This is a genomic window from Butyrivibrio sp. VCB2001 (genome assembly GCF_000423965.1).
Classification (GTDB): domain Bacteria; phylum Bacillota; class Clostridia; order Lachnospirales; family Lachnospiraceae; genus Butyrivibrio.
Window position 1 is genome coordinate 121,155 of sequence record NZ_AUIZ01000006.1, and the last position, 14,531, is coordinate 135,685.

Annotated in this window: 16 protein-coding genes; 12 read left to right on the forward strand and 4 right to left on the reverse strand. The window is 44.2% G+C overall.

The window, feature by feature from the left end:
* The first annotated feature begins 1 nt into the window (after nt 1).
* The 11 genes from G589_RS0108545 (at nt 2) to G589_RS0108595 (ending at nt 8,816) form a co-directional block, all read left to right on the forward strand.
* Entirely contained in the window at nt 2–1,579 is a 1,578-nt protein-coding gene (locus tag G589_RS0108545) for a Y-family DNA polymerase (RefSeq protein ID WP_026521818.1), read from the forward strand.
* 11 nt (nt 1,580–1,590) lie between these two features.
* Nucleotides 1,591–2,073 carry a hypothetical protein gene (locus tag G589_RS0108550; RefSeq protein WP_051192271.1) on the forward strand — a complete coding sequence of 161 codons (483 nt, stop codon included), beginning with the start codon at nt 1,591–1,593 and terminating at the stop codon, nt 2,071–2,073.
* 113 nt (nt 2,074–2,186) lie between these two features.
* Complete coding sequence (locus tag G589_RS0108555; RefSeq protein ID WP_026521820.1) at nt 2,187–3,470, forward strand: O-acetylhomoserine aminocarboxypropyltransferase/cysteine synthase family protein; 1,284 nt, start codon at nt 2,187–2,189, stop codon at nt 3,468–3,470.
* Nucleotides 3,470–4,249, forward strand: a complete 780-nt coding sequence (locus G589_RS0108560; protein WP_026521821.1) for a YdcF family protein — start codon at nt 3,470–3,472, stop codon at nt 4,247–4,249. The genes G589_RS0108555 and G589_RS0108560 overlap by 1 nt, the downstream gene beginning before the upstream one ends.
* 67 nt (nt 4,250–4,316) lie before the next feature.
* A complete protein-coding gene (locus G589_RS0108565) occupies nt 4,317–4,496 on the forward strand; it encodes a hypothetical protein (protein WP_022767662.1) in 180 nt (59 codons plus the stop codon).
* Nucleotides 4,497–4,575: 79 nt separating this feature from the next.
* Nucleotides 4,576–4,845 carry a hypothetical protein gene (locus G589_RS0108570; RefSeq protein WP_026521822.1) on the forward strand — a complete coding sequence of 90 codons (270 nt, stop codon included), beginning with the start codon at nt 4,576–4,578 and terminating at the stop codon, nt 4,843–4,845.
* Between the two features lie 23 nt (nt 4,846–4,868).
* The gene (gene dtd, locus G589_RS0108575) at nt 4,869–5,303 is read left to right on the forward strand and encodes a D-aminoacyl-tRNA deacylase (RefSeq protein WP_026521823.1); all 435 of its coding nucleotides are present in this window, start codon (nt 4,869–4,871) and stop codon (nt 5,301–5,303) included.
* A gap of 132 nt (nt 5,304–5,435) precedes the next feature.
* The gene (locus tag G589_RS22100; RefSeq protein ID WP_026519300.1) at nt 5,436–5,744 is read left to right on the forward strand and encodes a hypothetical protein; all 309 of its coding nucleotides are present in this window, start codon (nt 5,436–5,438) and stop codon (nt 5,742–5,744) included.
* A 114-nt stretch (nt 5,745–5,858) separates the two neighbouring features.
* Nucleotides 5,859–6,797 (forward strand): hypothetical protein, encoded by a 939-nt coding sequence (locus tag G589_RS0108585; RefSeq protein WP_026521824.1) that lies wholly within the window; start codon nt 5,859–5,861, stop codon nt 6,795–6,797.
* Between the two features lie 11 nt (nt 6,798–6,808).
* Nucleotides 6,809–7,768 (forward strand): CPBP family intramembrane glutamic endopeptidase, encoded by a 960-nt coding sequence (locus G589_RS21085; protein ID WP_051192272.1) that lies wholly within the window; start codon nt 6,809–6,811, stop codon nt 7,766–7,768.
* Nucleotides 7,769–7,829: 61 nt separating this feature from the next.
* Nucleotides 7,830–8,816, forward strand: coding sequence for a DUF3048 domain-containing protein (locus G589_RS0108595; RefSeq protein ID WP_026521825.1), 987 nt, complete (start codon nt 7,830–7,832; stop codon nt 8,814–8,816).
* A gap of 55 nt (nt 8,817–8,871) precedes the next feature.
* Here G589_RS0108595 and G589_RS0108600 read toward each other — a convergent pair whose 3' ends face one another.
* From G589_RS0108600 to G589_RS0108615, 4 genes are read right to left on the reverse strand one after another with little or no spacing between them, the layout of a single operon-like run.
* A complete protein-coding gene (locus G589_RS0108600) occupies nt 8,872–9,303 on the reverse strand; it encodes a hypothetical protein (protein WP_155832517.1) in 432 nt (143 codons plus the stop codon).
* 18 nt (nt 9,304–9,321) lie between these two features.
* Nucleotides 9,322–10,746, reverse strand: coding sequence for an Mbeg1-like protein (locus G589_RS19365; RefSeq protein ID WP_051192273.1), 1,425 nt, complete (start codon nt 10,744–10,746; stop codon nt 9,322–9,324).
* 42 nt (nt 10,747–10,788) lie between these two features.
* Nucleotides 10,789–11,382 (reverse strand): hypothetical protein, encoded by a 594-nt coding sequence (locus tag G589_RS0108610; protein WP_026521827.1) that lies wholly within the window; start codon nt 11,380–11,382, stop codon nt 10,789–10,791.
* Between the two features lie 2 nt (nt 11,383–11,384).
* Nucleotides 11,385–13,286 (reverse strand): acyltransferase family protein, encoded by a 1,902-nt coding sequence (locus G589_RS0108615; RefSeq protein WP_081668981.1) that lies wholly within the window; start codon nt 13,284–13,286, stop codon nt 11,385–11,387.
* A 79-nt stretch (nt 13,287–13,365) separates the two neighbouring features.
* Between G589_RS0108615 and G589_RS0108620 the strand changes: the two genes are divergently transcribed.
* Entirely contained in the window at nt 13,366–14,520 is a 1,155-nt protein-coding gene (locus G589_RS0108620) for an aromatic amino acid transport family protein (RefSeq protein ID WP_026521829.1), read from the forward strand.
* Nucleotides 14,521–14,531: the final 11 nt, after the last annotated feature.

Sequence of the window (14,531 nt, forward strand, 5' to 3'; positions counted from 1 at the left end):
CATGGAAAAACAGTACATAGCCATAGATCTGAAGTCGTTTTATGCCTCTGTTGAGGCAGTGGACAGAGAGTGCGATCCTCTTATGACGAATCTGGTGGTGGCAGATCCATCAAGAACGTCTAAGACCATCTGTCTGGCGGTTTCACCATCTTTAAAAGCATATGGAATATCCGGCAGAGCCAGATTGTTTGAAGTGGTGCAGAGGGTTAAAGAGATCAACATTGAGCGCCTGAATAGAGCAATAAGGCTCGGAGTAGCGGTCAAGGATGATTCGGGAAATTACCACTTTTCCGGATCTTCTTGTGATGCCAGGGAGCTGGATAATGACCCGTCTTTGGAGCTTTCATATATCACAGCGCCTCCGCGCATGGCTAAGTACGAAGAAGTCAGCACAAAGGTATATTCAACATACCTGAACTACGTAAGTCCGGATGATATACATGTTTATTCCATAGATGAGTGCTTTATCGATGTATCAGCATATCTGAAAACCTATTCTCTCACAGCCCATGAACTGGCGAGGACCATGATAGGAGATGTGCTTAAAGAGACCGGAATTACGGCGACAGCCGGAATCGGAACCAATATGTACCTGGCCAAGGTAGCCATGGATGTCGTGGCCAAGCATGTTCAGGCAGATGAACAGGGTGTTCGTATTGCAGAGCTTGATGAAAAGAAATACAGAGAGCTTTTGTGGTGCCACAGGCCTCTTACGGACTTCTGGCGCGTGGGACGGGGGATATCAAAGCGCCTGGAGAATATGCAATGCTATACCATGGGAGACGTGGCAAGGCTCAGCATACAGGACGAGGAGCGCCTTTATAAAGAGTTTGGCGTAAATGCAGAGCTGCTGATAGACCATGCCTGGGGGTGGGAACCGACGGAGATATCCACCATCAAGTCCTATAAGCCAGAGAACAACTCGATTTCCTCCGGACAGGTTTTAATGGAGCCTTACAATGCAGAAAAGGGCAAGCTCATAGTAAAAGAGATGACAGAGCTTCTCGTTCTTGACCTTGTAAGGAAGAATCTGGTGACCAAGCAGATTGTACTGACGATCAGCTATGACAGGGAGAGCCTTAAGGTCTTGCATCAGGGCAGAACTCCGCAGGATACGGTATATGCTGTGGCCACAACAGGTAAGAGATATACAGGCGTAGTCACAGCTGATTACTATGGCAGAATGGCGCCGAAACATGCCCATGGTACAGGCAATCTGGATAGATATACCAGCTCAACACGAAAGATCATGGAAGTAATGACTCAGCTTTATGACAGGATCGTTGATCCTGACCTGCTGATAAGAAGGGTTAATGTTGTTGCAGCCGGAGTAATAAAGGAGTCAGACATTCCTCCCGAAGAGCCTGAGCAGATGGATCTTTTTACCGATTACTCCAAGAGGGATAAAGAGCGGGAAGAAGAGAAAAAGGCTGATGAAAAAGAAAAAAGAATGCAGAAAGCAACTCTTTTACTCCAGGAGAAATTTGGAAAGAATGCGGTACTAAAGGGGATGAATCTCAATGAAGGTGCCACTACCATACAAAGGAATGGTCAAATAGGAGGCCACAGGGCCGAATAAGGGGATTTTAGATGACAAAGGGTATAACAGGCCATGAGCCCGATCCAAGGGCCATATACGCGGATATAATCGATTTGCCGCACCATCAGTCTGAGGTGCATAAGCATATGAGTCTTTATGACAGGGCTGCACAGTTTGCGCCTTTTGCTGCCCTTACCGGATATGACGACATGGTGGAGGAAGAGGCAAGGCTGGTTGACAATAAGATAGAGCTGGATGGGTCAGAGCTCGAAATCCTGGATCAGAAGCTGGCTGTTATAGCCAAGGAGATAGATAAGGGAAGGGCTCCGGAGGTGTCCATTACCTATTTTGTGCCTGATCTTCTAAAAGAAGGAGGCAGCTATCAAACAATAACGGAAGTTATTAAAAGGGTCGACAATGTCAGCAGGAAACTGGTTTTAGAGCGAAAAACCGGGATTTCCGGGACGAATGCGACCATAGATATAAGTGACATCTTGGAGATACATGGGGAGATGGTAGATGCATTGCAGTGAGACGGGGATTTACGGCTTACTTATCGCCAGTTAAAAGTTTTAGTTAATTGACGGTAAAGGCGCGCAGGCTCTATCATCAGTTTCAAGAAAACACGAACGGAGGATTTAATGGTATGAGCAATTACAAATTTGAGACACTGCAGTTACACGTAGGACAGGAACAGCCGGATCCCGCAACAGATGCAAGAGCGGTACCGATCTATCAGACAACATCATATGTTTTCAGGAATTCACAGCATGCAGCAGACAGATTTGGACTTGCTGATGCCGGAAATATCTACGGAAGACTGACAAACAGCACACAGGATGTTTTGGAGAAGAGAATAGCAGCACTTGAGGGCGGCAGCGCAGCACTTGCAGTTGCTTCCGGAGCAGCAGCAATTACCTACACAATCGAAGCACTGGCTGCAAACGGCGGACATATTGTTGCACAGAAGACCATCTATGGTGGAAGCTACAACCTTCTTGCACATACTCTTCCACAGTACGGCGTTACAACAACATTCGTTGACGCTCACAACCTGGCAGAGGTTGAGGGAGCGATCAAGGATAACACAAGAGCCATCTATCTTGAGACACTGGGCAATCCTAACAGCGATATTCCTGATATCGATGCCATCGCAGAGATCGCTCACAAACACGGACTTCCATTGGTAATTGATAATACCTTCGGAACACCATACCTTATCAGACCTATTGAACACGGTGCTGATATCGTGGTACACTCAGCAACGAAGTTTATCGGTGGCCACGGAACTACCCTTGGCGGAATCATTGTTGAGTCAGGTAAGTTCAACTGGAAGGAAAGCGGAAATTACCCACAGATCGCAGCTCCTAACCCAAGCTATCACGGCGTATCCTTCTATGATGCTGTAGGACCTGCTGCATTTGTCACATACATCAGAGCAATCCTTCTTAGAGATACAGGCGCAACTATTTCACCATTTAACGCATTCCTGCTTCTTCAGGGTGTTGAGACATTATCTCTCCGTCTTGACAGACATGCAGAGAATACCAAGAAAGTGGTTGAGTTCCTTGCAAACCACCCTCAGGTAGAGAAGGTTAACCATCCTTCACTTCCTGATCACCCTGACCATGCTCTTTATGAGAAGTACTTCCCCAATGGCGGAGCATCAATCTTTACCTTTGAGATCAAGGGCGGAAAAGATGCAGCCTGGAAGTTTATCGACAACCTGGAGATCTTCTCACTTCTTGCTAACGTAGCGGATGTTAAGAGCCTTGTTATTCACCCTGCAACAACTACTCATTCACAGCTCAATGATGAGGAGCTTGCAGATCAGGGAATTACACAGAGTACCATCAGACTTTCAATCGGTACCGAGCATATAGATGATATCATCGCAGATCTTGAGAAAGGCTTTGCAGCAGCTAAGTAATGAAGTTTTTTAAACCAAAGATCAGAATACTATGGCTGGGACTGGCAGTAATCTGCTTATTGTACTCAGCCATGGTATATATGGTTGGGAGCGGAACCTATTCCTTTACCATCTGGCTGGCAGGAAGCGCATTTTTCGCACTGTGCTTTTTCCTTTCAGGGAAAGGGAGATGGATGAGAATTCCCAAAGCCCTTAGATACGGCGCAATAGCTGTTATTACAGCAGTTGCAGCCGTGTTTTTGGTGTGCTTTATTGCGATATTTTCGCATTTTTCCGACAAGGGTGAAGAGAACCTGGACTATATAATTGTTCTGGGAGCCCAGATGAGGAGCACCGGTCCCAGCGTTGTATATAGATACAGGCTTGAAAAAGCCTCAGAATATCTAACAGAAAATGGCGATACCATCTGTATCACCACCGGAGCAAAGGGTGTAAATGAAACCGTAAGCGAAGGCGTAGGAGGCAGAGATTACCTTATATCCAAGGGCATATCTCAGGATAGGCTTATAGCTGAGGATAAGTCCCTTGATACGGATGATAATATATCCAACGCCCTGGCTATCATAGAAGACAGGGAAGGATCCACGGAGAATCTTCACATTGGAATTGTCACAAACGGTTTTCATGTATTCAGGGGTGTTCATTTGGCACAGAAGCTGACAGATGCCGATATTTGCGGTATTGCAGCATATATGGAGCCTCAGTATGTACCCAATAATGTAGTAAGAGAGTGTTTTGGAATACTGAGAGATCTGAAAAATGGCCTACTACAATTGTGAGTAGGGGCAGATATGAGGTATAATCAGGATATAGACTATATTCTCACTCAATTTCGAGAGGTGCCTCATGCGTTCAGAAGAAGATATCAGGAAAAAACTCTGTGATGAGATCGATACGTATCTTACGTGTCCAAAGTTTTCTGTGGAGGAACATGCACACAATATCACAATGCTGGCCTGGGTAATTGACTTATCGGACCAGGAGCTTAGTGACATGATAAAAGAGGCTGAAAGCGCCTTTTTATGATTGTGTGATATTTCTGTGATAAACCGGATGATAATATTTTCTCATAACAAATCACGTCGAGATATTAAGGAGAATAGTTATGAGAAAGAGTTTTATTGGCATCGCAACAACATTTTTTGGAATCATGTTAATTGCATTCCTTATTTTCCATTTTGCATTTATTCACATCTTTGCAGCTAGCCCTGTTACTGCAGTAGATCCTGTTGATACAATAGTTGTAACAGAAACTGTAAACCCTCAGATGATGAATATAGCTTGCCACGAGTGTGGAGAAGTAATTACAGTAGATATTAGCCAGCCTGAAGCAACTTGCACACACTGTGGAGAGTGTAATCATTTCTCAGGCTGAATAAGTTTTAGCCGGAGGAGATCATGAGAGCGGTAATCACAAGAGTTTTGTCAGCATCAGTAACTATTGACGGGGTAAAGACATCGGAGATCGATAAAGGGTTTCTGGTTCTCCTGGGAGTAAGGACTACTGATACACAGGAGCAGGCAAAAAAGATTGCCGACAAGATATGCGGACTCAGAGTATTTGAGGACGAGAATGGAAAGATGAATATTTCTCCTAAAGATGCCGGAGCTAAATTACTTATAGTCAGTCAGTTTACTCTTTATGCAGATTGCAGTTCCAGAAGACCCGGGTTTACGGATGCTGCAAGACCAGAGATTTCAAAGCCACTTTATGAACTTGTTGTTTCTGAGTGTAAGGGCCGGGGATTTGAAGTTCAAACCGGTGAATTCGGAGCAGATATGAAGGTGGAATCGATAAACGACGGACCGGTAACTATAGTACTTGATATTTGACGAGGAAAGAACCCCTCATTGCTTGCTAAGCGGTGGGGGATTTTTTACGCCCATAGGTAATTGTTGAGAGGCCTTAATTGGGATATTATGGATATATGAGTATTTCGTTCACATCACAAGGAGGAGAGAAGTATGGCCACAGCAAAGAAGACAACCGCCAAAAAGACTACAACTGCTAAGAAGCCGGCAACAACCGCAAAAAAGACTACAGCTGCCAAGAAACCTGCTACAACAGCTAAGAAGAGCACAACAGGTTCATCCGTAAAGGTTACAGCTACAGAGAAAAAGCTCCTTGAACTCTACAGAGCTGCAGATGCCGATACCAAGAAGGCAGCAATGGCTCTTTTAAAGGGTGAGAAGTCACAGCTTAGTGGCATTCTTGATGAGATCCTGAAAAACAAAGCCATTATGAATACGGTAACAAGCCTGTTTGGCAAATAATCTGATAATATTAAATAACTATTAAAAAACTCTCCGGAAGTTGATTATTTCCTGAGAGTTTTTTATTATGGAAATTGTCTGACAATTAAGTCAGTACAGGAGGAGAAAAGGAATATGAAAAAAAGAATCGCAACAGCTGTTGTAGCAGGCGTGCTGATGACAGCTATTTTAGCCGGTTGCGGAAAGAGTGCGGATAATGAGCAGGCAAACAGCTCTTTATTCGAGCAGGTATCAGAAAGCGGATCAGAGCAGTCTGAGAATGCACAGAGCCAGCAGGCAGAATCAGAGTCATCTCTCTATGATGACTTTAAAGCAGGAAATGCCAAGGCCAAGTACACCGGTGCAGGGGACAGAACCTCTTATCTTGAGACATCCCTTTGCCTTGAAAAGGGCAAGTCTTATACAATGGACGAAATCGTCAGTGCCCTTGAAGGATCAACCGATTACAAAAAGGCTTCCGACACAACATATACCATGATAGATTGCGGAAGTGACGGGATACCTGAGATGCTTACAGAGACCTTTTTTGATCCGGAGTTTACTCTCTACATGATCATCAAGGATATCAACGGTGAGCTTGTTATCTGCTTTGATCAGGACGCATGGTCAAGGAGTGACTTGCAGGTTGAAGCTGACGGAAAGATTTCATCCGGTGGATCAGGCGGAGCAGCTATCCATATCGTGGATTATGCATTTGTAGATGCTAAGGGTGATTACAAGTTCTTTTACGGATGTGAGGAGACACTTACTCTTTACAACGATATTTACCTCTATGATAAGACTGATTATCAGGTACTTCCTGTTGACGGCCTTGATGTGGACCACATCGGAATCAGAGATTATTACTTTGAGGCTGATTATGAGCAGAGAACTCATTACTATGAGTATTTCATGATAAATGACAATTATGAAGATGTTACTACTGATGCAGATTACGAGGATTCAAATCCCGTAAAGCAGAAGTTTAATGAATGCGGTGTTAAGGCGTATACTCACGCAGACATTGAGGCACTACTTAACGCAAGAGCTGCAGATATTGGTTATAAAAGATAAGGGGGTAATCTATGAGCGAAGAAAATGTAGTAGAGAAAAAGTCATTCTTTAAGAGAATTCACAACGAAGGTTTTACCTGGCACGACAACTTTTTCGTTATTACCCTGTTGTTTATCTTTTTGATGGTTGTTTCGTCGGTTCTTGCGGCGCCTTTTGAATATCTTATTATACGCTTATACCCAACAGTTAATGATGACGGCTTCTGGTCATTGTTTATCATGTATGCATCAACAATATTCCAGTGGCTGATATTTGCCTTGTACTGTGCTGTAACAAAGCTGAATAGGCCTATTCTTAGAGCTATCACGCCCGAGGCAAAGGGAAATACTCTTAAGATGCTCCTTATTGGCCTTTTGATCGGCTTTGGTGAGAATGCGCTGGGTATTTTGCTTGCAGCACTTCATAGCGACATTCATCTTTCATATAACGGATTCCCGATCATCAGACTGATAGCCATGTTTGTTGTTGTGTTTATCCAGTCATCCTCTGAGGAGCTTTTGTGCAGAAATTTCCTGTATCAGAGGTTAAGAAGAGGTTATAAGTCTCCCTGGGTGGCTATAATCGGTAATGCAGTTATCTTCATGGCGCTGCATCTTTTAAACCCCGGAGTATCGGTAATTCCAATCATTCACCTTGTTGTAATTGCAGTATTTTATTCATGTTTCGTATATTACTTTGACAGCATCTGGCTTCCAATGATGGCGCACGCAGGCTGGAATTATACTCAGAATATTATTTTTGGACTTCCCAACAGCGGAATCGTCAGCTCTTTTTCCATTGCGAAGCTCGAGGCGTCTGTTGGACAGATAACCTTCTTCTATGATCCGACCTTTGGTGTTGAGGGCTCAGCATTTTTGTTGGTTGTGACCATTGTAGCTACGGTAGCGGTCATTGTTATCGGGGAAAAGAGAGGTACAAGGAGCCTCAATGTATGGAAAAATCAGGAAGAAACAAAGCAATTAACTGTATAAAGAGCCAAATTGTATGATATAATGAATATTACTCACCCTTATTTTTAAAGGAGGCCATTTTATGCGTTTAAAAACAGTTTTTGCTTTGGTATTATGTGCAGTGCTCACATTTGTGCTGCCTACAACGGTTTATGCTGCGACCAACGAGCTTACGGGACTTGAAGTTTCCGATGGAATTGCCGGACAGAGACCTGTAGCGATCATGGTAGACAATGAAAAGAAAGCCCTTCAGCACTATGGTACAGCTGAGGCTGATGTTGTCTATGAGATGATGAACAGCACAGCAAACGGAAGAATTACCAGACTCATGTGCCTGTATAAGGACTGGACAAACCTTCAGAGAACAGGAAGCATCCGCAGTACAAGAACAACAAATGTTATGATTGCAGATGAGTACAATGCTGTTCTTATCCATGACGGCGGTCCGTTTTATATCAACACATATCTGGCTCAGCCATACGCAGCTCATATCAGCGGCGGATTTTCAAGAATAAAGAATGGTAAGCCAACAGAGTTCACTGAGTATGTATTCGGACAGGAGATGCTGGGCAGATTTGCCAAGGCAGGAATCCCAACCACCTATACTCTTGGGCTTGAGAGAGGAACTCACTTCGTATTTAACGGAGCTGACACCGATCTTGCAAGTGAGCTTGTTGCAAACAACGTAGAGCTCGGAAACGTGTTCCCTCATAATAAGAGCAGACTTGCTTTTAATGCAGGAACAAGAACCTACGACTACTATGAGTACGGATCAATTCATACAGATGCGGAAGACGGTCAGGTAATGACCTTCAAGAATGTAATTCTGCAGAATGTCTCTTTTAACCAGCTGGATAAGAACGGATATCTTACCTACAACGTGATCGGATCAGGAAGCGGATACTACATCACAAACGGTAAGGCTATTCCTATCACATGGTCCAAGGGAAGCGAGACAGGAATGACACACTACTACAACTCAGCCGGACAGGAGATTTCCATCAACAGAGGAAAGACCTATATCGGACTTGTACCTGCGGATACATGGGGCAGTGTAGTGCTCAACTGATCGGAACATACAAAAAGGTATAATTAAAGGGAAGGCGAAAGCCTTCCCTTTTTAGTCACTCAAGACCACATTCGTTATAAAATTTGGTAATCCTTCTCTTGGCCTGTTTCCTGTCGATGATCTCAAATTCCATCACCTTGGATATCATGGCACAGTAGAATTTGAAGGCCTCCTTGGCTGCCAGAAGCTTCATATATCGCAGCTCTTCGTGCTTACCCTGCCCGATAAAATCCTGCAGGCCCTTGATGATGGTGGTGCAGGCCTGAACCTCGGGACTTATGTTTGAAGATGAACTCTCCTCCTCGTCCATCATCTCCTCAATATATTCCTTGCAGGCCGTATAGACACTTCCAAGGTATTCGTGGTTGTACATGTCAAAATACTTATCGATGTATAAAAGAACCTGTGATTTACGTGTTCTGGCGCTGTTTACTCTTGGGCTTTCCACCCTTGTTATGTACTTATCTGCTTTAAAAAATAGTTTCATAAAAAAATTATAGCACAATTAATGTACCACAAATAAGAATAAGAAAAACAAAATTAGCAGAAAAATGAAAGCCGCAATAAGAACCTTTTTTCCCCGGCCTGTACGCCTTGCAAAGCTGCTAAACCAGCCTCCGGCCGTATCCGGAGTCATGTCATCGCCCCTGTATTTTGTGGGGTCAATAGAGCGCATTTTGCTGGCTGTAAGGATCAGGAAATCAAAGAGCTCACGGTGGTTTTGAAGGAAAGAAACAAGCTCTTTTGGCGCATTATTAAGCCTGAGAAGACCTATTATGGAATTAGGGCTTGCGCCTACAAACTCCATAAGGAGCTCATGATTGGTAACAAAGTCAATTACGCCCAGCATCGCGGTATCAAACCCGTTCTGACTCAGGATTTCCTGTAGAGAGGCCATTATCTCAGGCTTTTCTTCCTTGTATCTGAGAATGAAGGCCAAAAGGTCAGCGGTATTATCGCTGTATTTTTCTCCGGTAAAAGAGCTGATGATGCCCTCGGAGTCATTGTTTTTGGCGCAGACAATGATGTTTGCAAGGGCGTTGTAGAGCATCTCTTTCTTGCCTGAGGGGTAGGATCTTACAAAGCTGTTGAGCATATGGTCAAGATCAGACATCCTCTTATCCTGCTTTTGCGCCTTCCAGACTGAAGGATCGCCCTGATCATCAAAGAAAAGAAGAGCGTTTGAGCAGTGATTCTCTACAAAACCAAGTCTTCCGAAGTTCGTACCAAGGTAATAGGTCCTTTTGCCCACGTCATTGAGGAGGATATTAACAAAATCGCTCTCTGCGTTGATGTTAAGGATCTTATCCTGATACTCTCTGATATTTGAGGCGTATTTTTTGATAAATTCGTCGTTGAAGCCCTGTCCGTCCATGGCGAAACAATTGTCCACGCTTTCATCCATGAGCGTTATGAATTTGGACTTGTTTCCACCCTTTGAATGGCCGGTAACGGTAATGATATCGTAGCCTGAAAGGTCGAGGGATCTGTACCAGTCCAGAGCGCTTTGCTGATAGGCTGTAGGCACTCTGCAAAGGCCTGAGAGATTGTCTATCCACTCTGCATCTCCCTCAGTTCCCTTAAATCCAACGATGGCCTCGTTACAAGCAGGATCGTAGAGCAGAGCGCTTCTTCCGCCGCCGGCATCCGAGCTCTCAATATGAACCTGCATTATGATCATATCTTTAAGGTGCTGATTTTTATTTACGGCCGCAAGGATCTCTTTGTACTCAGAGCCGGTGATTCCGGTGCTGTACTCCTTGTCATCCTCGATAAGGTCAGAGCTTTTCAGCGTTCCCTTTACGTAATCACCTATGGTTTTCATCTCCTGGCCTGGAGAGAGGAAAGTTCCCTTTGGGCCACCGAGATTTTCTGCGTACAGCAGGTTATTTATCAAAACAATTTCTTCAATCGTAAGATTACTGTTCATTAAAAGCCATCCCCCCATTAGACTTTTGTTTCGAAGTGCTGCTTACAGAGTGAAACTGTCGGAATATAGCCTCTCTCTGGCTGGATCGGCATCTTTATCCTTTAATATCACCACATAGTAGTCTCCTGTGAATCTCTTTTGGGAAAAGACCTTTTCCAGTGCCGGAAGCACATTGTCGTAGGAAGACTGTTTAAGCTCTGAGCCGTCCAAAAAGATCTTGATATCGTTTCCTGCGTTTATTTTGCCGGTCAGAACATCAAGGGCCGACATGTCTTTTGCCTCATCCGAGCCGAATTGCTCCCAGAAGGAGACCTTTACATCTATGGCAGCAAAGCCTGCTTCTGATGTAGCTCTTTTAATGCTCCTTACAATTTCGTCACTGATAAGTTCACCGTAAAAATCGTCTGTGAGCTCATAATTTTCGCCATCAGGCATACCTTTTGCGACGAAGGAGGATTCATTTGTGGCGTTTCCGTCGGCATCCAGTGCGTTGTAAAACCACTCGTCATAATCCCTGGCAGTGCCGGCCATGGGGGTACAGCCCGTAACTTCAAAGCGCTGCCCCGGGTATTTGCTGCATAGATAAGCTTCTACGTCCTGCGTCTTTATTTTCATTTCGGTGTTGTTCTGATCCATACTCATCCTCCGATTTGATCTATCTTGACTCTTATGACCGGCCTTATGGCCCCGGCCGGCTTATTTACGTACTTTTCGTCTAAAGAGATGACTCCGTCTACGGTAACTATGGGCGCCGTTAGTGCAGATACGCCCTTATCGCCCCTAAGCCACCACCAGGAGGTCTTTACATTTGTCATATCCCACTCATGGTGCTTACTCAGATCGTTGATATTTGTTCCCTGAGCTTTAGCCATAGGCGTGATGAGAAGTTCTCTTGATACATCCGAGGAAAAGAGCTTTTCAGCTTCCGAGGCGGTCAGAAGTGATACAAGGTCGCCATCTATGAAAAGCATGTCCGGACGCTCGTATTTGCTAAAGGATTTAAGGGACTTATCAGAGTTTATGAGCCCCCTTAGGTCGCTGTCCTCCCAGGAAATTGCCGTGTGATGCTGATGATAGTAGCTTCCTGCAAGACCCATTTCGGATATCAGAAGAGCGCTTTGATCGTCTTTTTCAAGGACTATCCAGGTAATGTGTTCTTTTCCGGGGATAGAAGGATTTGTGTCTATGTGGCCCCATTCGATGATGTCTCCGACCTCTGCACCCTTAAGCTGTGCCTGTTCTTTTGAGTGTTCGCCTTTTAAGATGACGGATTTGCCAACGAGGAAATAAATAACAGCTGCGACGATTAGAATGCCTGCTGTTAAGCTAAAAATCTTAATTCGTTTCGCCCTTTGCTTTTCAATGATTGCCCGCTCCAGAGTATCGTTTTTTACTCGTTTTGTGTTTAGGAGCATCGTAATCTTTTTTACCAAAAATTTCACGACAGGGGCAATGAGTGCAGTACAAAGTATGCTGCATATGAGCACAACCGTATAGCGGACAAAATCGCTCATTTCACGGGAGCCGAATATCTGATTCACAAAAAGGCCGTGGATAAGGAACAGCTCAAGGCTCATATTGCGAATGAACAAAAGGGCTCTGTTTCCTATTGACAGCCTCATGTTGAGGACCAGGATAAAGGTTGTAAAAATGATGGCAGAAGCGCTTTGGATAACTAGTGTTATGGCTGCATCCCGCACTCCGTGGTGCACAGCCTCATGGTAGTAACCTAAATGTTTCTGAGCAAATACATTTATTCTGACTGAAACTATTGTCAGTACAGCAAAAAGAGCAAGCATCAGCTTGTAGTGTTTAACACAAAAAGCTGAGAATTTGTCTTTCATGCCTGCAAAAAGGACTCCAAAAGCGAAAGTAATTGTCGAATTGTACCACCACTCGCCCTCAAACCAGCGAGGCTGAGTTCCTTTGGTATTGTGTCCCTGTAAGAAACCATAGACAATGATGCATACGGTGGCGATACACAAAAGAGCTGTGGCAAGTTTTCGGTTTTTTACAAATCTAAACAGTACATAAAAGATGATATAAAAAAATACAATCTCAATTATGTACCAGCCATTGCCGTTTATGAGAGTGACTCCTGCTATTGCACATGCTATCTCGCTTGCAGAGAGCTTTGGTCCCGGGAGAAATGAAACCAGAATGACCGCGAGAATATTGATGATCCAAAAGGGAATCAGAACCGCCGGAAGTCTCTTTTTCAAAAAGCTCTTTAAATAATCCGGCTTGGTGTTTAGGCTGGTCATCAGGCCATACCCTGAAAAGAAGAAAAACAGCGCAGTAAAAAGGTACCCGATATAGCTAAAGAGCGTGATCGGTCCCTTGGGACGCATTCCGTAAACCGATATCTGCTGGGTGACATGGTGAATGATTATCGCTAAGCAGGCAAAGGCCTGAATGTTCTTGCTCTGATCAAGGTCAAGAAAAGTGTCGGAAATAAGACCTTTTTTTGAAAGTGTCGTACAATAAAAGGTTATAACAAAAAGAAGTATTGGAAATATGAGCAATAGTAAGTTTTGCATACACTTATCTTAAACCACGGGCACAGAATTAACAATAATTTACTAATGGATGATAAAATATAATTAGGAGACTATGTCAATGAAGAAAAAGACTGTATTTACAGCCGCAGCCATAGTTGCCGGAAACGGGATCGGAAGCGGAGTCATGGCTATTCCGTATTTCGTGTCCAAGATAGGCCAAGCGGGCGGCGTTATAGCTTTTTTAACAGCATATATTATCAGCGCGCTGCTTCATCTGATGATCGCCCAGATCATGCTGACAATGGGTGAGACATCTGATATTCTCGGCGCTTTCAATGTCTATCTGTTCAGAGGCAGGTTTAAAAATGTCTTCAAGATAGCCTTCTTTATCATCATGATAGTGGTTCTTGAGACAAACCTTGCAGCCTATATAACTGGAGCTTCCGCTATTATGGCCGATTTTTTGCCGGGAGTATCAGAAAAGCTCCTTGGCACCGTGTTTTTCGTCCTGGCGGCGGTTATTGTCCTTCTTGGCCTTAGAGCTGTTGCAATAGGAGAGAACGTAACGGTCAGCATTATGGCTATAATTCTCTTAATTGCGCTGTTTTTCTCATTTAGAAACATAAATCCGTCTATGGCCATTGAGTCCATAGGCTTTGATGCAAAAGGTCTTTTGCGCCTTGCAGCTACATACAGCATGATCATGTTCTCTTTTTCCGCGATATTTGCTGTGCCCCAGGTCATCGAGTGCCTGGAGCATGATGCGGTAAAGGTCAGAAAGTCCATATATCTCGGGCTTTTCATGAACCTGGTCTTATCGGCGGTCATAACCTTCTGCACCATAATCACATCAAAAGAGGTGACGAAGGTGGCCATAGTCGGCTGGGCTGACGCAGTTGGTGGAATAATCCGAGTTTTGGGCTCGGCGTTCATAATCCTTGCCATGTTCACATCCTACTGGTCTATTGGATTTGCCACTACTGAAATTATTTCAAATCAGACCAAATGGACCTTTGGACTTAGCTTTATTCTGGCCACTGTCCCTGCGCTTCTACTGACATTTCTTTTATCAAACGGCTTCATGGAATATATGAAGCTGGCAGGCGGCGCTGTGGCAGTGATCATATCCCTGATGGTCATCCCCACCTATCTGATATCCGTCAGGGGGCAAAAGACATCCATCCTGACGCCCATAGAGGCTTCAAAAGCGTCGGTAGTAATCGTATTTGCAATGTACATCGTAATGGCCATAGGGTCACTGATTTCTGTCTGATGGGAGAAAGA